Annotated in this window: 20 protein-coding genes and 1 tRNA gene; 10 read left to right on the forward strand and 11 right to left on the reverse strand. The window is 72.6% G+C overall.

What is annotated here, in order from left to right:
* Nucleotides 1-618: 618 nt before the first annotated feature.
* Nucleotides 619-2,166 (forward strand): hypothetical protein, encoded by a 1,548-nt coding sequence (locus ACIA8N_RS07660; RefSeq protein WP_365781737.1) that lies wholly within the window; start codon nt 619-621, stop codon nt 2,164-2,166.
* 111 nt (nt 2,167-2,277) lie between these two features.
* On the opposite strand, the gene ACIA8N_RS07665 is transcribed toward ACIA8N_RS07660, so the two are convergent.
* Together ACIA8N_RS07665 and ACIA8N_RS07670 are read right to left on the reverse strand one after the other, a co-directional pair.
* Entirely contained in the window at nt 2,278-2,502 is a 225-nt protein-coding gene (locus ACIA8N_RS07665; RefSeq protein ID WP_365781716.1) for a hypothetical protein, read from the reverse strand.
* 88 nt (nt 2,503-2,590) lie between these two features.
* Entirely contained in the window at nt 2,591-2,956 is a 366-nt protein-coding gene (locus tag ACIA8N_RS07670; protein ID WP_365781718.1) for a DUF1304 domain-containing protein, read from the reverse strand.
* Nucleotides 2,957-4,059: 1,103 nt separating this feature from the next.
* On the opposite strand from ACIA8N_RS07670, the gene ACIA8N_RS07675 reads away from it, so the two are divergent.
* Together ACIA8N_RS07675 and ACIA8N_RS07680 are read left to right on the forward strand one after the other, a co-directional pair.
* Complete coding sequence (locus ACIA8N_RS07675) at nt 4,060-4,920, forward strand: hypothetical protein (RefSeq protein ID WP_365785332.1); 861 nt, start codon at nt 4,060-4,062, stop codon at nt 4,918-4,920.
* 29 nt (nt 4,921-4,949) lie between these two features.
* Nucleotides 4,950-5,024, forward strand: a tRNA-Ala gene (locus ACIA8N_RS07680).
* 32 nt (nt 5,025-5,056) lie between these two features.
* Here the strand turns inward: ACIA8N_RS07680 and ACIA8N_RS07685 are convergent.
* Nucleotides 5,057-5,950, reverse strand: a complete 894-nt coding sequence (locus ACIA8N_RS07685) for a tetratricopeptide repeat protein (RefSeq protein WP_399415906.1) — start codon at nt 5,948-5,950, stop codon at nt 5,057-5,059.
* Nucleotides 5,935-6,933, reverse strand: coding sequence for a GNAT family N-acetyltransferase (locus ACIA8N_RS07690; protein ID WP_365785328.1), 999 nt, complete (start codon nt 6,931-6,933; stop codon nt 5,935-5,937). Before ACIA8N_RS07690 ends, ACIA8N_RS07685 begins: the two co-directional genes overlap by 16 nt.
* Before the next feature lie 112 nt (nt 6,934-7,045).
* On the opposite strand from ACIA8N_RS07690, the gene fdxA reads away from it, so the two are divergent.
* Nucleotides 7,046-7,366: a ferredoxin gene (gene fdxA / locus ACIA8N_RS07695; protein WP_030207635.1), complete on the forward strand. Its 321-nt coding sequence runs from the start codon at nt 7,046-7,048 to the stop codon at nt 7,364-7,366.
* 89 nt (nt 7,367-7,455) lie between these two features.
* Nucleotides 7,456-8,550 (forward strand): bifunctional succinyldiaminopimelate transaminase/glutamate-prephenate aminotransferase, encoded by a 1,095-nt coding sequence (locus ACIA8N_RS07700; RefSeq protein ID WP_365785326.1) that lies wholly within the window; start codon nt 7,456-7,458, stop codon nt 8,548-8,550.
* Between the two features lie 73 nt (nt 8,551-8,623).
* Here the strand turns inward: ACIA8N_RS07700 and ACIA8N_RS07705 are convergent, their stop codons facing one another.
* Together ACIA8N_RS07705 and ACIA8N_RS07710 are read right to left on the reverse strand one after the other, a co-directional pair.
* Nucleotides 8,624-9,085, reverse strand: coding sequence for an ATP-binding protein (locus ACIA8N_RS07705; RefSeq protein ID WP_365785324.1), 462 nt, complete (start codon nt 9,083-9,085; stop codon nt 8,624-8,626).
* 450 nt (nt 9,086-9,535) lie between these two features.
* A complete protein-coding gene (locus ACIA8N_RS07710; RefSeq protein WP_365785322.1) occupies nt 9,536-10,477 on the reverse strand; it encodes a hypothetical protein in 942 nt (313 codons plus the stop codon).
* Between the two features lie 29 nt (nt 10,478-10,506).
* Between ACIA8N_RS07710 and dapE the strand changes: the two genes are divergently transcribed.
* Together dapE and ACIA8N_RS07720 are read left to right on the forward strand one after the other, a co-directional pair.
* Nucleotides 10,507-11,601: a succinyl-diaminopimelate desuccinylase gene (dapE, locus tag ACIA8N_RS07715; RefSeq protein WP_365785320.1), complete on the forward strand. Its 1,095-nt coding sequence runs from the start codon at nt 10,507-10,509 to the stop codon at nt 11,599-11,601.
* A 105-nt stretch (nt 11,602-11,706) separates the two neighbouring features.
* Nucleotides 11,707-12,456, forward strand: a complete 750-nt coding sequence (locus ACIA8N_RS07720; RefSeq protein WP_030548573.1) for a TIGR00730 family Rossman fold protein — start codon at nt 11,707-11,709, stop codon at nt 12,454-12,456.
* A gap of 118 nt (nt 12,457-12,574) precedes the next feature.
* Here the strand turns inward: ACIA8N_RS07720 and folP are convergent, their stop codons facing one another.
* Nucleotides 12,575-13,435: a dihydropteroate synthase gene (gene folP, locus ACIA8N_RS07725; RefSeq protein WP_030548570.1), complete on the reverse strand. Its 861-nt coding sequence runs from the start codon at nt 13,433-13,435 to the stop codon at nt 12,575-12,577.
* A 103-nt stretch (nt 13,436-13,538) separates the two neighbouring features.
* Here folP and ACIA8N_RS07730 point away from each other — a divergent pair, with 103 nt between their 5' ends.
* Together ACIA8N_RS07730 and ACIA8N_RS07735 are read left to right on the forward strand one after the other, a co-directional pair.
* Nucleotides 13,539-13,862: a hypothetical protein gene (locus ACIA8N_RS07730; RefSeq protein WP_365785317.1), complete on the forward strand. Its 324-nt coding sequence runs from the start codon at nt 13,539-13,541 to the stop codon at nt 13,860-13,862.
* Complete coding sequence (locus ACIA8N_RS07735; RefSeq protein WP_365785315.1) at nt 13,859-14,446, forward strand: DNA-3-methyladenine glycosylase I; 588 nt, start codon at nt 13,859-13,861, stop codon at nt 14,444-14,446. Before ACIA8N_RS07730 ends, ACIA8N_RS07735 begins: the two co-directional genes overlap by 4 nt.
* Nucleotides 14,447-14,468: 22 nt before the next feature.
* Here ACIA8N_RS07735 and ACIA8N_RS07740 read toward each other — a convergent pair whose 3' ends face one another.
* The 3 genes from ACIA8N_RS07740 to ACIA8N_RS07750 all read right to left on the reverse strand — a co-directional run bounded on the left by ACIA8N_RS07740 (nt 14,469) and on the right by ACIA8N_RS07750 (nt 17,871).
* Nucleotides 14,469-15,695, reverse strand: a complete 1,227-nt coding sequence (locus ACIA8N_RS07740) for an FG-GAP-like repeat-containing protein (RefSeq protein WP_365785313.1) — start codon at nt 15,693-15,695, stop codon at nt 14,469-14,471.
* Nucleotides 15,696-15,721: 26 nt separating this feature from the next.
* Entirely contained in the window at nt 15,722-16,963 is a 1,242-nt protein-coding gene (locus ACIA8N_RS07745) for an FG-GAP-like repeat-containing protein (RefSeq protein ID WP_365785311.1), read from the reverse strand.
* 104 nt (nt 16,964-17,067) lie between these two features.
* Nucleotides 17,068-17,871: an enoyl-CoA hydratase-related protein gene (locus ACIA8N_RS07750; protein WP_365785309.1), complete on the reverse strand. Its 804-nt coding sequence runs from the start codon at nt 17,869-17,871 to the stop codon at nt 17,068-17,070.
* A 312-nt stretch (nt 17,872-18,183) separates the two neighbouring features.
* Between ACIA8N_RS07750 and ACIA8N_RS07755 the strand changes: the two genes are divergently transcribed.
* Nucleotides 18,184-18,351 (forward strand): DUF3117 domain-containing protein, encoded by a 168-nt coding sequence (locus tag ACIA8N_RS07755; RefSeq protein WP_078945926.1) that lies wholly within the window; start codon nt 18,184-18,186, stop codon nt 18,349-18,351.
* Nucleotides 18,352-18,488: 137 nt separating this feature from the next.
* On the opposite strand, the gene ACIA8N_RS07760 is transcribed toward ACIA8N_RS07755, so the two are convergent.
* The gene (locus ACIA8N_RS07760) at nt 18,489-19,154 is read right to left on the reverse strand and encodes an O-methyltransferase (protein ID WP_078623435.1); all 666 of its coding nucleotides are present in this window, start codon (nt 19,152-19,154) and stop codon (nt 18,489-18,491) included.
* Nucleotides 19,155-19,265 lie beyond the last annotated feature (111 nt).

The following is a 19,265-nucleotide window of genomic DNA, read 5'->3' on the forward strand; positions in this document are numbered from 1 at the left end:
GGGCGCGGTGGAGCCGCGTACCCGTCGGGTACACCGCCGTACGGATCCCGCCAGTATCCGTCGCTCCACCCCTCGCAGGACGCGCCGGAGGAGACCGCCGCGCCCGCGCCGCCGGAGGAGCCCAAGACCGAGACGACCCTGACGACCCGGATCCGGATCAACATCCCGGGTTCGCGGCCGATTCCGCCGGTCGTCGTCCGCAAGACGGTCAACGAGACGTCCGCACCGGAACCGGCTGCCGCCGTGGAGCCCGAGCCGGAGCCCGAGCCGGTGGCGGCGGCCCCGGAGCCGCCGCAGGCCGAGCAGGCGGTGAAGGGGAAGGGGACCAGCGACTGGTTCGCCCCGCGCAAGGCGGGGTCCCAGGGCCCGGCCCCCGCGCCCGCGCTGCCGCCCGCACCCGCTCCGGCCCCGAAGCCCGCACCGGCCCTCGCGGGACCGGACGCCCAGGGCACCGGCTTCGCCGGCTCGGCGACCTCCGGCGTCCCGACGGTCGGCAACACCCCGTCGAGCCGCCCGGTCACGGCATCCCAGCCCACCCCCGGCAACCCGCTGTACGACAGCGGCACCCCGGCGGCGGGAACGCCGAGGTACGACGGCACGCCCGCGGGCGGAACGCCGATGTACGACGGGTCCCAGGGGTACGACGGCGCCCAGGGCGCCGGAGCCCCCCGCTACGACGGCACCCCCGCCGCCGGAACCCCCATGTACACGGGCACGCCGCCCACCGGCACGCCCGCGTACCGGGGCCCGGCTGCGCCGACCGGCCCCACCACGGGCCCGGTCACCGGCACCGCCAACCTGGCCGGCCCCGGACCCGGACCCGTAGCCGGCCCTGGCCCCGGCCCCGGCCTGGGCCAGGGCCAGCGGCCGGGCCAGGGCCAGGGCCAGCGGCCGGGCCAGGGTCAGAGGCCCGGGCAGGGCCAGGGCCAGGGTCAGGGCGCGGGCTCCCCGTTCCCCGGCGGCGCCCCCCGCATGTCCGACGACACCGCGATCCTCACCCCGCAGGCCCCGGCGCCGGCCTCCGGCCCCGGCGGGCCCGGAGCGCCCCACGGCAACGGCAACGGCCACGTCTCCGGTGACACCCTCACCAGCGGCATCCCCGTCGTCCCGCCTAAGGCGGCCCGCCCGAACCTCACCCCGCGCATCGAGGAACAGGCGACCCCGGCTCCCGCGCCCGCACCGCGCCCGGCACCGGCACCCAGCCGCGCCCCGGCGAAGAAGGGCCGCTCCAAACTGGTCCTCGCCGCCGCCGGAGTCTTCGGCCTCGCAGGCGTCGCCTACGGCGCCGGACTCCTCCTCAACCACTCCGACGTCCCCAAGGGCACCACGGTGCTCGGCGTGGACATCGGCGGCGGTACGAAGGAAGAGGCCGTCAACAAGCTGGAGCGCGCCCTGGGCAAGCGCGCCGACACCCCGCTCCAGCTCAGCCTGGGCGGCCAGAAGGTTCAGCTGCCCCCGGAGAAGGCGGGCCTGACGCTCGACAGCCAGGAGACCGTCCGCGCCGCCGCGGGCAGCGACTACAACCCCGTCTCGGTCATCGGCTCCCTCTTCGGCGGCGAGCGGGTCGCGAAGCCGGTCTTCCCGGTCGACGGGGAGAAGCTCGCCGTCGCCCTGCGCGACCTCGCGGCCAACTCCGCCTCGGCCACCGACGGCACCATCCTGTTCGCCCCGAACAAGGTGACCGCCGTCGAGGGCAAGCCCGGCAAGGGCCTCGACCTCCAGCGCTCGATGATCTCCGTGAAGGACGCCTTCCGCGCCCAGGTGGAGACCGGCCAGAACAAGCTGGTCGAACTGCCGGTCACCACCCGCCAGCCCAGCATCACCAAGGCCGAGCTGGACCGGGCGATGAAGGAGTTCGCCACCCCCGCGATGTCCGACCTGATCCGGATCTACGCGGGCGGCAAGTACATCGACTTCGGCCCGGCCCGGTCGCTGCCGCAGATCCTCTCCATGAAGGCCGTCGACGGCCGCCTGGTCGAGGTCTACGACAAGAAGGCGATCGACCGGCTCCTCGACGGCGCCTTCGACGGAATCATGATCACCAAGGGCGACGGCACCAAGCACGAGGTCTCCGCCGACGACGTGGCCTACGTGATGCGCGACGCGCTGCGCGGCAAGACCAAGGCGGAGCGCACGAAGACCATCGACCTCACCGGCGAGGGCTGACAGCCCCCGCCCCCGGCTCCGAGCCCCCGCCCCCTCCCGGGACGGGGGCTCGACCGCATCGCGGGCACGCACACGGCGGACACGCCACGGTGCCGCGACGCGGACGGTGGATCACCACGCGCCCCCGTACCGCTCCTTCTTCGCCCGCAGCCAGGCCTGCACTTCCCGGGTCTCGGAGGGCGAGGCGGCCCGGAGGTCGTCGGCCCGGATCGTGGCCACGAAGCGAGTGAACCGCACTCGCCGCTGCTCGCCGTCCACACCGATGACCTTGCCGGGCCCGTAGACGTCGGTCCCGGTATGGGCGACGAAACTGCCCGTGCCGTGAGGGACTCCCATGGCGCACCTTTCGCTCTGTGTCGTACCGCTCACACAGTGCCGTGCCTCTGCCCGCCCCGGAGGGGGAGACGCGCGCGATCGGCGGCCTTCAGTAGTGGGAGACGAGGACGGCAGAGAGGGCGAGTGCGCCGGGGAGGGCCTGGGCGAAGAGGATGCGGCGGTTGGCGGTGGCGGCCCCGTAGACGCCGGCGATGACGACGCAGGACAGGAAGAAGACGCGGACGCGGAAGCCGGTCGGGTCGTCGGCGATCAGACCCCAGACGAGCCCGGCGGCGAGGAAGCCGTTGTAGAGGCCCTGGTTGGCGGCCATGGAGGCGGTGTCGCGGGCCATCTTGGCGTCGAAGCCGGAGAAGCGACGACCGGTCGACTTCTGCCACAGGAACATCTCCATCACCATGATGTAGGCGTGGAGCAGGGCGACGAGGGCGACGAGGATGTCGGCGGTCAGCGGCATGGCCGCATTCTGCCGCCGGGCGGGCGGGGCCCGGCCCGCGACGCGTCCGTGCGGCGGACAACTCCGCCTTGGCGGCGGTAGGAGGCCCTCAGGAGAGGCGTTCCGATCGATGGCGGCGGCCACGGGTCGACGTGCCTGAGGTGTCGGGGGCGGAGGGTTCTTGAGGGCTTCTGGTGCGGCCGCCCTCTTTCCGAGAGTCGCACCTTCCGCCACCGCGTCAAGGGCGCCTTCGGCGTCGCTGCGCGATGGGCTGCGCCCACCCTTGACCCGGCGACGGAAGGTGCGCAACAACTCTCGGAGGGCGGCCCGGGGGGCGTGGCCACGCAGAGCCCCGGGCAGCGGCGGGGGTTTGACGTGCGCCTGACGGTTAGCGGGTGGGGGCTTGGCTAGTGGTGACGGGTGGGCGGGTCCGTCGCGGTCGGTTCGGGGTGCGCGGAAGTTGAATGGGGCGGTCGGGCTCCGGCTCAGCGGGTCGGGGAGGTGAAGTGGTTGGACTTCAGGCCCCGCTGGTGACTCTTGGTGGGTGGGAGAGGTAGATAACTCCGCCCTACCAGCGGTAACAAGCCCAGGAATCCCACCCAAAGGGGACAAGTCACCCATACCGGACCACCGAGAGGAGAGTTATCTACCGGCCACCACCCCAACCACCCACCCACAATGACCAGCGGGGCCTGAAGCCCAGCCACGCCGCCTCCGGGACTCGCTGAGCGCCGCCGGGCCACCCCATTCAACAACCGCGCACCCCCAACCGACGGAACTCCACCCACCGGCCCCCGCTACGAACCAAGCCCCCACCCACCAACCAATACAGCCGACACGCGCGCAACCGATGCCCGGCCTCGCCACCACCCACACGCCCAACACCCGCCCACGGCGGGACACACACCCCGGACCCCCGCGTGGCCACGCCCCCCGGCCGCCCTCCGAGTGTGAAAAGGCGGCCTCCGCCGCCGGGTCAAGGGTGGCCGAAGGCCATCGCGCAGCGACGCGACCGCAGGGAGCGCCCTTGACGCGGCGGCGGAGGCCGCCACACTCGGAAAGAGGGCGGCCGCACCCGACACCCACCCGAAACGACGCCCCCGAGGTCCGCTTCAATCGGGCCCATGACTCACTCACTCGGCTCCGTCTCCGCGCCCTCCGGCGTGCTGGTCCTCGCCATGGCCGGGGCCCTCGGCTGCTGGGCCGGCACCGAGCGCCCGCTGTCCGTCCGTGGCCTCGACGCCGCCGGCGCCGGCGGCGGCCACCTGCACCTGCCCGAGGACGGCGCCCCCGCCGACTGGTACTGCGAGGCGGTCGCCGTCCCCGCCGCCCCCGACCGGCTCCTTCCCGTACGCGCCGAGACGGCCCTCTCCCCGTTCGACGGCGGGCCGACCGTCTCCCTCCTCGAGGTCGACCTCGGGATCCCCTGGCCCGACGAGCGCGGACCCGGCCCCGTACACCTCGGTGAGCTGCCCGTGGACCGGTGCGGGATGCTCCTCGGTGACGCCCGCGCCCTGGACGGGTTCGTCGGTCTGGGGGGCGACTCCGTCGACGGGCTCGCGGACGTGACGTACTGGGGCCGGTACCAGGACGACGCCCACGCCGCGTTCGGCGGCGAGCCGACCCCCTTCGGGTCGTACGGGCATCTCGACCTCCCCCTCGCCGAGGCCGAGGCGCTCGCCGCCCGCCTCGCCGCCTGGGTCGAACAGGGCCCCGGCAAGGGCCTGGTGATGTCCCTGGACCCGCACAGCCACTACCACCTGCTCCACCGCGCCGGCTGGGACCGCCCCCTCCTCGACGCCGTCCTCGACATCGACGGCTGTCCCGTCCTCAGCCTCGACTGGGACCAGGGCGACCACTCCGTCCGCCACAACGGCGAGCGCGCCGCCGGTCAGGTCTACCCGGCCGCCCTCGCGGCCCGCGACGGCTCCACGATCCTCCGCTGGACGATCCCGCCCTACGACGAAAAGGAGTCGCAGCTCTGACCGGCCGTCCCCTAAGATCGTCCGCAAGGGCGGGGTCGTAGCACAGAGGTAATGCGCCGCGATGGCATCTCGGAGGACGCCGGTTCGAATCCGGTCGCCCCGCCCCCCTTCACGTGCAGGGCCGGTACGGGCGCCGTCAGTTCAGGCGCGCCCGGGCCGCCTGCGCCCTTCGCCGGATCGTCGTCGCCGATTCCGGGTCCACCGCGTCCATCACGCGCGCGTACGCCTCCATCTCCGCCGCCCCCTTCAGGAACTCCCCACGCTGTACGAGCAGCTCGGCGCGCTCGTAGCGGAGCCTGGCCGGGTGGGAGGGGAGCAGCAGCGAGAGTTCCACCGCCCACAGGGCCACGTCGGAGCGTTCCGGGCGGGGGGCGGCCCAGGCGCGGATGTTGTTGAGGACCCGCAGCACGATCGCGCCGGGCTCGGCGGGCCGGAGCATCGAGCGGTCGAGCGCCTCGCCCGTCGCGCTGGTCACCAGGAGCTCGGCGTCGGCGCCCGTCATCGCGCGTCCGCCGGCGAAGGGGTCGGCGAGGTTCAGGTCGGCCGGGTCGCCGAAGCCGACGACGAAGTGGCCGGGCAGCCCGAGCCCGTACACGGGGGCGCCGGCCCTGCGGGCGACCTCCATCCAGACGACGGACAGCAGGATGGGCAGCCCCCTGCGGCGCCGGAGCACCTCGTGCAGGAGGGAGGACTCCAGGCGCTGGTAGTCGGCGGGGACGCCCTCGAAGCCCTCGTGGCGGCCGAGGAGCGCGGCGAGCTCGCCGCTCCAGTCGCCGGTGAACCGGGTCGCGTACGGGAGGAGTCCTGCGAGGCGGTCGAGTTCGATCTCGGCCGCGTCGAGGTCGTGCCGGGTGACCGTGGGGTCGGCCACCGCCCCGATGAGGAGGCAGAGCCGTGCGAGGTCGGGCCGCTCGGACCGGGCCTCCTCCGCAAACTCCCGCCGCCAGTCGATCCGCTCCCGCTCCCCCTCCCCGGCGCCGCCTTCCGGTCCGTCCGGTGGTGGTACGTCCTCCGTCACGCCTCGACCCATCGGTAGTGGTGGTAGTGGTGGTGGGGCGCGAACCCCATGCCGTCGTACAACGTCCGGGCGCCGTCGTTGTCGGTCTCCACCTGGAGCCAGGCCGCCGACGCGCCCTCGTCGAGCGCCCGCCGGGCGAGCGCCGTCATGACGGACGTCGCCAGACCCCGGCGCCGCTGGTCGGGGGCGACCTCGACGGCCATGAAGCCCGCCCAGCGCCCGTCGACCACACAGCGTCCGATCGCCGCCGGTACCTCTCCCGTGCCCGCCACGGACGCGAACCACACACTCGGTCCCGAGGTGAGGACGGAGCGCACGGCCGGTCCCGGTTCCCCGAAGCGCTGGTAGCGGCGCAGCCACGCCTCGTCGACGCTGCGGGAGAGGCGTACGGCGGAGACGTCGGCGTCCAGGTCGGCGATCGGGGCGAGCGCCGCGATGCGGACCTCAGCGGAGACCTCGCGCCGCCAGCCGTGCCGGTCGAGTTCCGCGCACAGCAGTTCCTGGGTGCCCTCGGCGCCGGTGGCGGTCTGCACGTAGGCGGGGAGCTTCCGGGCCCCGTACCACGCGCGCGCGTGCGTCAGGGCGTCGGCGACCGGGAGGCCGGGATCGCCGAGCGGGAGCACGGAGTTGGCGCGGCGGGTGAATCCGTCGGCGGCCCGCAGGGTCCATGCGCCGAGGGCCTCGCTCTCCACGGGCTGCCACGCGCGCGCGGTGGCCCGCGCCAGCTCGGCGAACGTGGCCGACGGGCCGCGACGGCGGGCGGGCGCCGCCGGTACGACCTTCCCGGCGACGAGTGAGGATTCCGGGATGCGGACGCTCTCACCGCTCTTTCGTGTGATCAGCAGCACAGCGTCGTCCCATGATGTGAGAACTCCGACCGAGTCGGTGAACTTCTCTTTCGTCGCCGAGTCCGTCACGTACCGAACGGAGACACGTTTTCCCACGTCAGCGCCGGTGATTCGGACCTCAAGGCGCCCTCCGCCGGTGAATTCCACAGCTTCTCCGCCCCTCCTGTTCGGATCGCCCTCAAGAACGGAGATACTAGGTGCGGGCATCGACGACGCCGCGCTCCCGCGCAGACCAGCCCTATCGAGGAGGAACGACAGCGTGACCTACGTCATCGCGCAGCCTTGTGTCGACGTGAAGGACAAGGCGTGCATCGAGGAGTGCCCCGTCGACTGCATCTACGAGGGCAAGCGGTCCTTGTACATCCACCCGGACGAATGCGTCGACTGCGGGGCCTGTGAGCCGGTCTGCCCGGTGGAGGCGATCTTCTACGAGGACGACACCCCGGAGGAGTGGAAGGACTACTACAAGGCGAACGTCGAGTTCTTCGACGACCTCGGTTCGCCCGGTGGTGCCTCCAAGCTCGGCGAGATCGAGCGTGACCACCCCTTCATCGCCGCCCTGCCGCCGCAGAACGGCTGATTGAACGACCGCATCCGGTCCCGTACGGCCTCCGCCGCCGTACGGGACCGAGGCGTTTTCCCGTACGTACAGGAAGTGAGAGCCAACCCGTGAGCGCAGTCTCTTCGCGCCTGCCCGTCTTTCCCTGGGACAAGCTGGAGCCTTACAAGAAGACGGCACTGGCGCACCCCGACGGAATCGTGGACCTCTCGGTCGGCACGCCCGTCGACCCGGTTCCCGCGCTGATCCAGGAGGCCCTGGTCGCGGCGGCGGACTCGCCGGGCTATCCGACGGTGTGGGGCACGAAGGAGCTGCGGGACGCGCTCACCGGCTGGTGCGGGCGGCGTCTCGGCGCGGTGGACTTCGCGCACGAGAACGTGCTCCCCGTGGTCGGCTCGAAGGAGCTGGTGGCCTGGCTGCCGACGCAGCTGGGTCTCGGCTCGGGAGACGTGGTCGCCTACCCGCGGCTCGCCTACCCGACGTACGAGGTCGGCGCGCGGCTCTGCGGTGCGACCCCCGTCGTGTACGACGACCCGACGGAACTGGACCCGGCCGGGCTCAAGCTCCTCTGGCTGAACTCCCCGTCCAACCCGACCGGCAAGGTCCTCGCCAAGGACGAGCTGACCCGGATCGTGGCGTGGGCGCGCGAGCACGGCGTGCTCGTCTTCTCCGACGAGTGCTACCTGGAGCTGGGCTGGGAGGCCGACCCGGTGTCGGTCCTGCACCCGGACGTCTGCGGCGGCTCGTACGAGGGCATCGTCGCCGTCCACTCGCTGTCCAAGCGTTCCAACCTGGCCGGCTACCGGGCCGCCTTCATCGCGGGCGACGCGGCCGTGCTCGGCGAGCTGCTCCAGATCCGCAAGCACGGCGGCATGATGACCGCCGCGCCCGTCCAGGCGGCGACGGTGGCGGCGCTCGGCGACGACGCGCACGTGGCCGGGCAGCGCGAGCGGTACGCGGCTCGGCGCGCCGCCCTGCGGGCGGCCCTGGAGGCGCACGGCTTCCGTATCGAGCACAGCGAGGCGAGCCTGTACCTGTGGGCGACCCGCGACGAGCCGTGCTGGGAGACCGTGGCGTACCTGGCGGAGAAGGGCGTCCTGGTGGCGCCGGGCGACTTCTACGGCGAGGCGGGGGCCCGGTTCGTGCGGGTGGCGTTCACGGCGACGGACGAGCGGGTCGAGGCGGCGGTCAAGCGCCTCGGCTGATCGCGCGCGCACGGCATGGGCGAGGGCCCGGGGAGCAGGTGCTCCCCGGGCCCTCTGTCGTTCCTGTGCGGGGTCAGCCGCCGAGGGGCAGGCCGCCGAGCGTCTGGCCGGCGGGCAGGCTGCCGAGCCCGCCGCCCAGGGCGCCGCCGGTCGGGCCCTCGGCGCTCTCGGTCGCGGCGCCGGCGGTCTTGCCGACGACCTCGCCCGCGCTGCCGGCGGTCTCGCCGGCGACCTGCTGGGCGGCCGGGGTGGCGGTCTTGCCCGCCGCGCCGACGGTCTTGCCGGCGGCGGGGACGGCCGTGCCGACGGCCTGGCTGCCGGTGGCACCGACGACGCCGGTGGCGGTCTGCGAGGCGCTGTCGACGGCGGTGCCCGCATTGGCGGCGTCCAGGGCGGTGACGCCGCCGAGGGCGCCGGTCGGCGCGAGGTTGTGGTCCAGGGCGCTCGCGGAGCCGGCCGCACCGACCACGGGGGCTGCTCCGGCCGCGATGAGGAGGGCGGCGCGGGCGATCCGACGGGTCAGGGGGAGGGACATGGTGCTCCTTCGACGAGGTGCGAGGTGTTCGTTCGGACGCAGTGACAACCGGCCCCGGGGCGGGTGAGGTTGCGGAGGTCGAAGGTAAAGAATTGGTAATGCGTCGTATTGTCAGGTGGGGAGGAAAACGGACGAACGTGTCATTACGTGGAGGGTTGCCGAACCGTCACTTCCCTTGTCCCGCAAGGGGATGGGGCGGGTGGGGCGCGGGGGGTGAGAAGCGGCTCGGAGGGGTGGTGAATTCCCCGGACGAGAACCGGGGCCGTGCCACGACCGAGTGAACGACCGCACGTGTGCCCGCCCGCTGTCCGACCCGCCTCGGCCGCCGTGGGAGCCGCCGCGCCCGCCGTGGGACCCGCCGCGCCCGCCGTCCGACCCGCCGCGCTTGCCGTGGGAGCCGCTGTGCGCCCGCCGCCCCGCCTGCTGCCGCCGCCCCGCCTTTGGCCGTCGCTAGCGCGCGAGCCGTACGCGGACGGAGCCGCCGTCGCCGGTGAGCGCGCCCGAGGCCTTGGTCCAGCCGCCGGCGGCCTCGCCGGCACGCCACACCTTGCCCCCGTACGCGACCTCCGTGATGCGCAGCGCGTCCGCCCGCGCCACCGCCCACTGAGCGAGCTCCCAGCCGTGCCGCTCGTCCGCCCCGGCGCCACGCGCCGTCCCGGACCCCTTCCGCACCGGCACCGCGAGGACCGGCGGCTCCGTCGCCGACCGGCCCGCGTTCGGACCGCTCGTCACCGTCGTCGGCGCCGCCTTCTCGCCGAAGGCCCGTACCAGCTCGGCGCGCACCCGCGCGGGGTCGCCCGGCCGGCCCTCCACCTCGTTCGCCGTACAGGTCAGCGCCGCAGGGGACCGGCCCGTCAGCGCCGCCGACAGGAGCGTGGCGTCCGGCTCGTGCTTCGCGTACGCCTGCGGGAAACCGCTCTTCTGCACCTTCTGCGCGGCCACCGTCAGCGGCAGCCGCGAATAGCCCGGGACCTTCTCCAGGCCCGCGTAGAACTTCCCCGCCGAGTACACCGGGTCCATGATCTGCTCCGGCGTCCCCCAGCCCATCGACGGCCGCTGCTGGAACAGGCCGAGCGAGTCCCGGTCGCCGTGGTCGATGTTCCGCAGCGCCGACTCCTGGAGCGCCGTCGCGAGCGCGATCGTCACCGCGCGCTCCGGCAGGCCCCTGGTCGTCCCCACGGCGGAGATCGTCGCCGCGTTGGACGCCTGCTCCGGAGTGAACTCGTACCGGTTCTCGCCACTGCCCACACTGCACCGGGGAGTGCCCTTGCTCCCTGTCATCTGGTGGACGGCCACGTACGAGGCGAGGCCGAGGAGCACGGCGAAGGCGGCCGCGGAGCGGGCGAGGCGGCCGCGACGGGCGGGGCGGATGGGCTCGGACACGGGGCCCACCGTACTGGAGGCCGAGTTAGGGTCGGCATATGGCTGACATCACTCCGTTCGACGCGCCCCTCGACCTGTCCCAGGACGGGGCGGTGCTCACCGCCGCCCTCGTCGACTTCCCGTCCGTCAGCGGGACCGAGAAGCCGCTCGCGGACGCGATCGAGCAGGCGCTGCGCACGCTGCCGCACCTCACCGTCGACCGGTACGGCAACAACATCGTCGCCCGTACCCACCTCGGCCACGGCGAGCGTGTCGTCCTCGCCGGCCACATCGACACCGTGCCGATCGCCGACAACGTGCCCTCGCGGCTCGACGAGAACGGCATCCTGTGGGGCTGCGGCACCTCCGACATGAAGTCCGGGGTCGCCGTCCAGCTGCGCATCGCCGCCACGGTCCCCGAGCCCAACCGCGACCTCACCTTCGTCTTCTACGACAACGAGGAGGTCGCCGCCCACCTCAACGGCCTCGGGAAGATCGCCGCCGCGCACCCCGACTGGCTGGAAGGCGACTTCGCCGTCCTCCTCGAAGGATCCGACGCACAGGTCGAGGGCGGGTGCCAGGGCACCCTGCGCGTCATCCTGCACACGGCCGGTGAGCGGGCCCACTCCGCGCGCGCGTGGATGGGGTCCAACGCCATCCACGCCGCCGCCCCGATCCTCGCCCGCCTCGCCGCCTACGAGCCGCGCAAGCCGGTCATCGACGGCCTGGAGTACCACGAGGGCCTCAACGCCGTCGCGATCGAGGGCGGCGTCGCCACCAACGTCATCCCCGACGCCTGCACCGTCACCGTGAACTTCCGGTACGCCCCGGACCGCTCCCCGGCCGAGGCGCTGGCGTACGTCCGCGAGTTCTTCGACGGCTGCGACATCGCCGAGTTCGTCGTCGACGACGAGAGCCCCGGCGCCCTGCCCGGCCTCTCCCACCCGGCCGCCGAGGCGTTCATGAAGGCCGTCGGCGGCAGCGCGCTGCCCAAGTTCGGCTGGACCGACGTGGCCCGCTTCAGCGCCCTCGGCGTGCCCGCCGTGAACTACGGTCCCGGCGACCCCCTCTACGCGCACAAGCGGGACGAACACGTCACCGTCGACCGGATCCACCACTGCGAGGCACGACTCCGCGACTGGCTGACTGCCTGACTTCCGTAATTTCGCGTTTCGTCACCTCTGTCGTCCTAGGCTGACCGGACCAGAAGATCAGTTGGCGGCCGGCAACGGGCCGCCGATCGGCGGAGGGAGCAGGCCATGGGCATTCCGGAGGGAATGGCGAAGCCCGAGGAACAGCGACTCGGTCCGGTGCTCAGGCGGCGGGACCAGGTCCAGCCGGGCACGACGGACCAGCGGCTGCTCGACACCGAGGGCGACTCGGAGTGGGTGCACACCGACCCCTGGCGGGTCATGCGCATCCAGTCCGAGTTCGTCGAGGGCTTCGGGGCGCTCGCCGAACTGCCGAGCGCCATCAGTGTCTTCGGCTCGGCCCGCACGAAGCCGGACTCGCCCGAGTACGAGGCGGGCGTACGGATCGGCCGGGCGCTCGTCGAGGCCGGCTTCGCGGTCATCACCGGCGGCGGCCCCGGCGCCATGGAGGCGGCCAACAAGGGCGCCAGGGAGGCCAAGGGCATCTCGGTGGGCCTCGGCATCGAGCTCCCCTTCGAGCAGGGGCTCAACCCGCACGTCGACATCGGCGTGAACTTCCGCTACTTCTTCGTCCGCAAGACGATGTTCGTGAAGTACGCGCAGGGCTTCGTCGTCCTGCCCGGCGGCCTCGGCACCCTCGACGAGCTCTTCGAGGCGCTGACCCTGGTCCAGACGCGCAAGGTCACCCGCTTCCCGATCGTCCTCTTCGGTACGGAGTACTGGAAGGGCCTGGTCGACTGGCTCCGCGACTCCGTCGTCGCGGGCGGCAAGGCCTCCGAGCGGGACCTGCTCCTGTTCCACGTCACGGACGACGTGGAGGAGGCGGTGACGCTGGTGACGAAGGAGACCGGCAAGTAGTCCGGCCTCCGGGGGCGTCGGGTCCGGCGCCCCCGTCGGCCGTCCCGGGGCCTTAGGCCGTGTCCGGAAAGTCCCGCCTGAGCCGCCCGGGCAGACGGCGCTACGTTCCGGACACGACCTACGCCAGCCCGCGCCTGGCCACGGCCGGCGGTCGGTGCCCCGCGATCGACGCCACCATGTCGAGCACCTGCTTCGTCTCCGCGACCTCGTGCACGCGGTACACCTGCGCCCCCAGCCACGCCGACACCGCCGTGGTCGCGAGCGTCCCGAGCACCCGCTCCTTCACCGGCCGGTCGAGCGTCTCCCCGACGAAGTCCTTGTTCGACAGGGACACGAGCACCGGCCATCCCGTCTCCGCCATCTCCCCGAGCCGCCGCGTCGCCTCCAGGCTGTGCCGGGTGTTCTTCCCGAAGTCGTGCCCCGGGTCGATCATGATCCCGTCCCGCCGCACGCCGAGGGCGACCGCACGCTCCGCGAGCCCCACCGTGACCCGCAGGATGTCGGCCATCACGTCCTCGTACGCGACCCGGTGCGGCCGGGTCCGCGGCTCGGCGCCGCCCGCGTGCGTGCACACGAGCCCCGCGCCGTACTTCGCGGCGACCTCGGCGAGCGCGGGGTCGACCCCGCCCCACGCGTCGTTCAGGACGTCCGCCCCGGCCTCGCAGACCGCCGCGCCGACGTCCGCCCGCCAGGTGTCGACGCTGATCACCACGTCGGGGTGGCGCCTGCGCACCTCCGCCACGAAGCCGACCGTGCGCCGCGCCTCCTCCTCGGCCGTCACCTCCTCGCCGGGGCCCGCCTTCACCCCGCCGATGTCGATGATCGCCGCGCCCTCGGCCACCGCCTGCTCGACCCGGGCGAGCGCCGGCTCGTCCCGGAAGGTCGCGCCCTGGTCGTAGAAGGAGTCCGGGGTCCGGTTCACGATCGCCATGATCACCGGCTCGTGCGGCCCGAATTCACGCCGTCCCAAGCGCAGCATCCCTTTTGTCCTCCCTCGTGTCCGTTCGCCTGCGACCCTAGCTGTCGGTGGCACGTGGCACGATCGGCACGGGACGATTTCCACTCCGGGGAGAGGCGCGCAGGTGTTCTGGTTTCTGCTCATCACCATGGTCGTGGTCGTGGCCGCGGTCACCCTGGCCGTGGTCGGCGACGGCGACGGCGAGGTGCTGCCCGAGGTGGCGCCCGAGCAGCTCGTCGACCCCCTCCCGGCCGCCCGCCCGGTCGACCGCGCCGACGTCGAGGCCCTCCGCCTCCCCGTCGCGGTCCGCGGCTACCGGATGGCGGACGTCGACGACGTGCTGGTCCGGCTCGGTGCCGAACTCGCCGAGCGGGACGCGCGGATCGCCGAACTGGAGGACGCGCTCGCGGGGGCGTCCGCCGGCGACGGAGAGGACGACCGGGCATGACGGCCGGCGAGGCGGTTCCGGGTCCGGACGGGCGGCTGCGCTGCCCCTGGGGCCTCTCGGCCGAGGACTACGTGGCGTACCACGACGAGGAGTGGGGCCGTCCGGTCCACGGCGACGACGCGCTGTTCGAGCGGCTCTGCCTCGAAGCCTTCCAGTCGGGCCTCTCCTGGATCACGATCCTGCGCCGCCGCGAGGGCTTCCGGCGCGCCTTCGACGGCTTCGCGATCGCCTCCGTGGCGAAGTTCGGGGACGCGGACCGGGAGCGGCTCCTCGTCGACGAGGGCATCATCCGCAACCGCGCCAAGATCGACGCGACCCTCGCCAACGCGAAGCTGCTCGCGACCTGGTCCCCGGGCGAACTCGACTCGCTGATCTGGTCGTACGCCCCTGATCCCGCACGCCGCCCGGTCCCGCGTACGGTCGCGGAGGTCCCGGCGGTCACGGACGAGTCCACGGCCCTCTCGAAGGCCCTGAAGAAGCGCGGCCTGCGCTTCATCGGCCCCACCACGGCCTACGCGCTGATGCAGGCGTGCGGTCTTGTCGACGACCACGTGGCGGGGTGTGTGGCCCGGGGCGGCCAGTAGCCCCGGGCCGTGGTGGGCCGGCTCAGAAGAGGTGGACGTGGTCGGCGGTGTCGTACCCGGCCCGGAACTCCGGGGCCTTGAGCCCGCCCATGGTGTCGTTGGCGTAGACGTAGAGCGACGAGTACTCGATCGTCCGCATGACGTCGCCGAGGCCGTCGCCGGTCACGTCGCCCGTGGCGATGAGGGGCGTGTCCGACGGCCAGGCGTACGGGAGCCTGACGCGGGTGCCGAACCAGCCCCGGCCGTTGCCCGGGTAGAGCCACAGGGCGCGTGACCCGTCGCGGGCGATCAGGTCGGACCTGCCGTCCCGGTTCATGTCGCCGGGCGCGGCGAGGGCGTTCATGCCGTTCCAGCCGGCGCCGACCTTCGCGCGGGTGCCGAACCAGCCCCGGCCGTTGCCCGGGTACGTCCAGAGCACTCCGGCGCTGTCACGGGCGACCAGGTCGCGGCGGCCGTCGCCGGTCAGGTCACCGACCGCCTCGATCTCCCTCATGGTGTTCCAGCCGCCGCCGATCTTGAGGCGGGGCTTGAACCAGCCCAGGCCGTTGCCGGGGTAGAACCAGAGGACACCGGACGAGTCGCGGGCGAAGACGTCCTCGTTGTCGTCGCCGTTGTAGTCGCCGTGCCGAACGAGGGTGGTCATGGCGTTCCAGCCGCCGCCGACCAGGACGCCCTTGGTGCGCGCGGTCGCGTCACGTCTGCCGTCGAGGAACCAGAGCCGGCCGTCCGCGGCGCGTTCGAGCAGATCGGCGATGCCGTCCTTGTTCAGGTCGCCGAACCTGGACTGGGCCGGGAGGCCGGCCGGGCGAGTGGTGTCGGCGACCCAGTCGATCCACGCCTGGCCGGTCTCGACCTCCCACTGGGTGCCGCCGACCCGGATCGAACTGATCGAATTGTCGAGATCGGACCACGAGGCCCAGCTGAGGTCGGAGCCGGCGGGCTGGCGGGGGCCGATGGTCAGGCTGTCGCTGCCGGAGTAGCCGGCGTCCTGGTGCGCGGAGGCCCACTTGCCGCTGCGGTTGATGAAGGACGAGATCGTGTTGTTCCAGGTGCCCAGGGTGGGCTGGCTGGAGGAGATGATCTTCATCTCGCCGCCGTAGTTCGGGTACTGGAAGACGCAGAAGCTGCCGGAGGGGCAGCGGAACTCGTCGGCCGACGCGGTGGGCGCGGCGGTCAGCAGCGTGGCCAGGGAGGCCGCGGTCGTCACGGCGGCGGCGAGGGCGCGTCGGAATCCGGAGGAGCGCTTCATGGCGCGGGATCCGTTCTCGGTAGGGGTCAGAAGACGAAGGTGCTCGGGCGGAGCTGGGCGAGGTCCAGCGGGGCGCGGAGCCGTCCGTCGCCGGTGCCGGGGTAGACCTTCAGGTAGCTGTGGCCCTCCCAGGCGTACGTGCCCTGGGCGTGCGCGACCACGTCCGGGCGTCCGTCACCCGTGACGTCCCCGAGGCCCGCGAGCTCCCTGTGGCCGTTCCAGCCGCCGGTCCCGATGAGCGTGCGGGCGCTGAACCAGCCGCGGCCGTTGCCCGGGTAGAGCCAGAGCCTGCCCGCCGTGTCCCGGGCGACCAGGTCGGCCTTCCGGTCGGAGTTCAGGTCGCCGGCCCCGACGAGTTCGTTCACGACGTTCCAGCCGCCGCCGACCTTCTTGCGCGGGCTGAACCAGCCCTTGCCGTTGCCCGGATAAGTCCACAGGACTCCCGCGGTGTCGGCGGCGAGCAGGTCGCCCTTGCCGTCGCCGGTCAGGTCACCGACCGCCGCCAGGTCCCGCATCGTGTTCCAGCCGCCGCCGACCTTCAGGCGGGGCTTGAACGAGCCCTGGCCGTTGCCGGGATAGAACCAGAGCACGCCGGACGTGTCGCGGGCGTAGACGTCCTCGTTGCCGTCGCCGTCCTGGTCGCCGTGCCGGGTGAGCTTCGTCATGGCGTTCCAGCCGCCGCCCACGAGCACGTTGGCGCCGGGACTCTCGTGGTGGTGCGCGGACCACAGCTGGCCGAAGACGTTACGGCCGAGGACGTCGGCGTAACGGTCGCCGTCGACGTCGCCGAAGGTGTCTGCCGCGGGCGATGTCGCCGACCTGATACCCACGTTGTCGTAGACGGCCGGGTAGCGGCTTTCCCAGCCGCAGAACTCGTCCGCCTCGGGGCCGATGTCGAGGGAACTCGCCGCCCGGTCGAGGTCGGGGTACTGGCTCTCGTCGAACGACGTCGAGTTGTAGAGCCAGACGGAGCCCTCGGGATCGAGGCCCGGCTCCGGGTAGAAGCACACCGCGTCTACGCCGGACTGGTTGTTGACGAAGGACCGGATGCGGTTGTCCCAGGCCCCCAGCGACAGCATCGGCCTCTTGATGATCATCATGTCGCCCTGGTACAGCGGCTCGCTGAAGACGCAGACGGCGCCTTCGGGACAGCGCTCCGATCCGTCGGCCGCCGACACGGGCGAGGACAGGGCGGTGGCGGACAGGCCCAGGGCCACACCCGTCGTGAGCGCGCCGCGAAGAAGGCGCGCGGACGGTCTTGGACGCACGGAAGATCTTGGACGCACGGAACCCCCCAGGCGAATGTGCGTACGAATGGTGAGCGGATCCTATAGACACGCTCACCAGTCGTACGACCGGGTTCCGCCCCGGCTCAGCGGCCCAGGTACTGCGGCTTCTCCTTGGCGATGAAGGCGCGTACCGCGATCGTGTGGTCCTCCGACGAGCCCGCCAGGGCCTGGAGCTCCTCCTCCTTGTCCAGGGCCTCGGCGAGCGAGTGGTCGGCGCCGTAGGCGACGGACTCCTTCAGGGCCGCGTACGCCACCGTGGGGCCCTCGGCGAGGGTCCTGGCCACCTTCTCGGCCTCGGCGGCCAGATCGGCGGCCGGGACGAGACGGTTCACGATGCCGAGCTCGTACGCCTCCTGGGCGCTGACCGAGCGCGGGAAGAGCAGCAGATCGGACGCCCGACTGGCACCGATCAGTCGCGGCAGCGTCCAGGACACGCCCGAGTCGGCGGTCAGCGCGACGCCCGCGAAGGAGGTGTTGAACGAGGCCGTGTCGGCGACCACCCGGTAGTCCGCCGCGAGCGCGAAGCCGAAGCCGGCCCCCGCCGCGACGCCGTTCACGCCCGCCACCACCGGCTTCCGCATGCCCGCGAGCGCCTTGGTGATCGGGTTGTAGTGATCGCGGACCGTGTTCATGGTCACGCTCGTGCCGTTCTCCTGGTCCGCCATGAGCAGACCCACGTGCTCCTTCAGGTCCTGGCCGACACAGAACGCCCGCTCGCCCGCCGCGGTGAGCAGCACCGCCCGTACGGCGGGGTCGGCGGCGGCCGTCTCGACCGCGTCCCGGAGGGCGACCTTCGCGGCCACGTTCATGGCGTTCATGGCCTCGGGCCGGTTGAGCGTGATGGTGGCGAGTCCGTCGCTCACTTCGTACAGGACCGTGTCGGCCATCGGGTTCCCTTCGCCTCTTCGCGTGGTGGACAAGGTCAGCATGGCGGACATCACCCGCACCGCCCATGTGAGCTGCGTCAAAGATTCTGGGACCTTGGCCGGACGCCGAGCGGCGCAGTATCGCAGGCCGATCGCCGAAATGTGTGGTTTTGAGAGAGCGCGTTGCGCAAGCGATGCCATTCGATGTTGGTCATCGGGTCCTGCCATGCGGGATAATGACCTGGAAGCAATGTGTTCGAAGCCGGTGACGCGTGCTCCAGGTCATGGAGCTGCCCGGCCGACAAAGAGCTGGTTTCAGGAAGGGGAACAAGCATGGCGGCCATGAAGCCGCGGACGGGTGACGGCCCGCTCGAGGTGACCAAGGAGGGGCGGGGCATCGTCATGCGCGTTCCGCTCGAAGGCGGCGGTCGGCTTGTCGTCGAGCTGACCCCGGACGAGGCGGCGGCGCTGGGCGACGCCCTGAAGAAGGTCGTCGGCTGACCCGACTCTCCACGATTTCCCACCGCTGCCCCGGTACGGCCTGCCCGTACCGGGGCAGCGGTGCGTCCGGGGTGCGGGCCGGGCGCGTAGTCGGGGCCGTACGGGCCGGGGTGCCGGTCGTGGGTGCGTAAGGTGCGTCAGCCGCGGCGGACGGCGCAGAGCAGGCCGTCGCCCACGGGCAGCAGGGAGGGGACGAACTCCTGGCTCTCCCGCACCGCGCGCAGCAGTTCGCGGACCCGCTGGACCTCCGCGGGCTGGGCCCCCGAGTCGACCGTGCGGCCGTCCGCGAAGACGCCCTCGAAGCAGACGAGACCCCCGGGCCGCAGCAGGCGCAACGATTCAGCGAGGTAGTCCAGGTACTCCAGGCGGTCGCCGTCGCAGAAGACGAGGTCGTACCCGCCGTCCGCGAGACGCGGCAGGACGTCCAGGGCGCGGCCGGGGATGAACCTGGCCCGGTTGCCGGCGAAGCCCGCCGCCCGGAACGCCGTCTTGGCGAACTGCTGCCGCTCCGGCTGGAGGTCCACCGTCGTCAGGACGCCGTCCGGCCGCATCCCGAGCAGCAGGTAGATGCCCGACACGCCCGTGCCGGTTCCGATCTCGGCCACCGCCTTGGCGTCCGCCGTCGCGGCGAGCAGGCGCAGCGCCCCACCGGTGCCCGGAGACACCGAGGGCAGCCCTGCCTCCCTGGCCCGCTCCCGGGCCCAGCGCAGAGCATCGTCCTCGGCGACAAAGGCGTCGGCGAACGACCAGCTCGTCTGCCGGTTGGCGGTAATGGCCCTCTCCTGTCCCCGTAGTTGACGCAACGGTGACTGTATCCGCTGTCAGCGGGAACCCGCAGATGGGACCGGGCGTTCACCAGGGGTAGGGCGCGACAGGTGACAGCCGGGCGACCGGGTCCCAAATTCGCGTAAAGA

This window comes from Streptomyces sp. NPDC051822 (genome assembly GCF_044452745.1).
GTDB lineage: Bacteria > Actinomycetota > Actinomycetes > Streptomycetales > Streptomycetaceae > Streptomyces.

Coding starts and splice junctions, on each gene's coding strand:
- ACIA8N_RS07660 (WP_365781737.1), top strand. CDS start 619: ATGTACGACGGGTCCCAGGGGTACGACGGCGCCCAGGGCGCCGGAGCC.
- ACIA8N_RS07665 (WP_365781716.1), bottom strand. CDS start 2,502: ATGGGAGTCCCTCACGGCACGGGCAGTTTCGTCGCCCATACCGGGACC.
- ACIA8N_RS07670 (WP_365781718.1), bottom strand. CDS start 2,956: ATGCCGCTGACCGCCGACATCCTCGTCGCCCTCGTCGCCCTGCTCCAC.
- ACIA8N_RS07675 (WP_365785332.1), top strand. CDS start 4,060: ATGACTCACTCACTCGGCTCCGTCTCCGCGCCCTCCGGCGTGCTGGTC.
- ACIA8N_RS07685 (WP_399415906.1), bottom strand. CDS start 5,950: ATGGGTCGAGGCGTGACGGAGGACGTACCACCACCGGACGGACCGGAA.
- ACIA8N_RS07705 (WP_365785324.1), bottom strand. CDS start 9,085: ATGTCCCTCCCCCTGACCCGTCGGATCGCCCGCGCCGCCCTCCTCATC.
- dapE (WP_365785320.1), top strand. CDS start 10,507: ATGGCTGACATCACTCCGTTCGACGCGCCCCTCGACCTGTCCCAGGAC.
- ACIA8N_RS07720 (WP_030548573.1), top strand. CDS start 11,707: ATGGGCATTCCGGAGGGAATGGCGAAGCCCGAGGAACAGCGACTCGGT.
- folP (WP_030548570.1), bottom strand. CDS start 13,435: ATGCTGCGCTTGGGACGGCGTGAATTCGGGCCGCACGAGCCGGTGATC.
- ACIA8N_RS07735 (WP_365785315.1), top strand. CDS start 13,859: ATGACGGCCGGCGAGGCGGTTCCGGGTCCGGACGGGCGGCTGCGCTGC.
- ACIA8N_RS07740 (WP_365785313.1), bottom strand. CDS start 15,695: ATGAAGCGCTCCTCCGGATTCCGACGCGCCCTCGCCGCCGCCGTGACG.
- ACIA8N_RS07750 (WP_365785309.1), bottom strand. CDS start 17,871: ATGGCCGACACGGTCCTGTACGAAGTGAGCGACGGACTCGCCACCATC.
- ACIA8N_RS07755 (WP_078945926.1), top strand. CDS start 18,184: ATGGCGGCCATGAAGCCGCGGACGGGTGACGGCCCGCTCGAGGTGACC.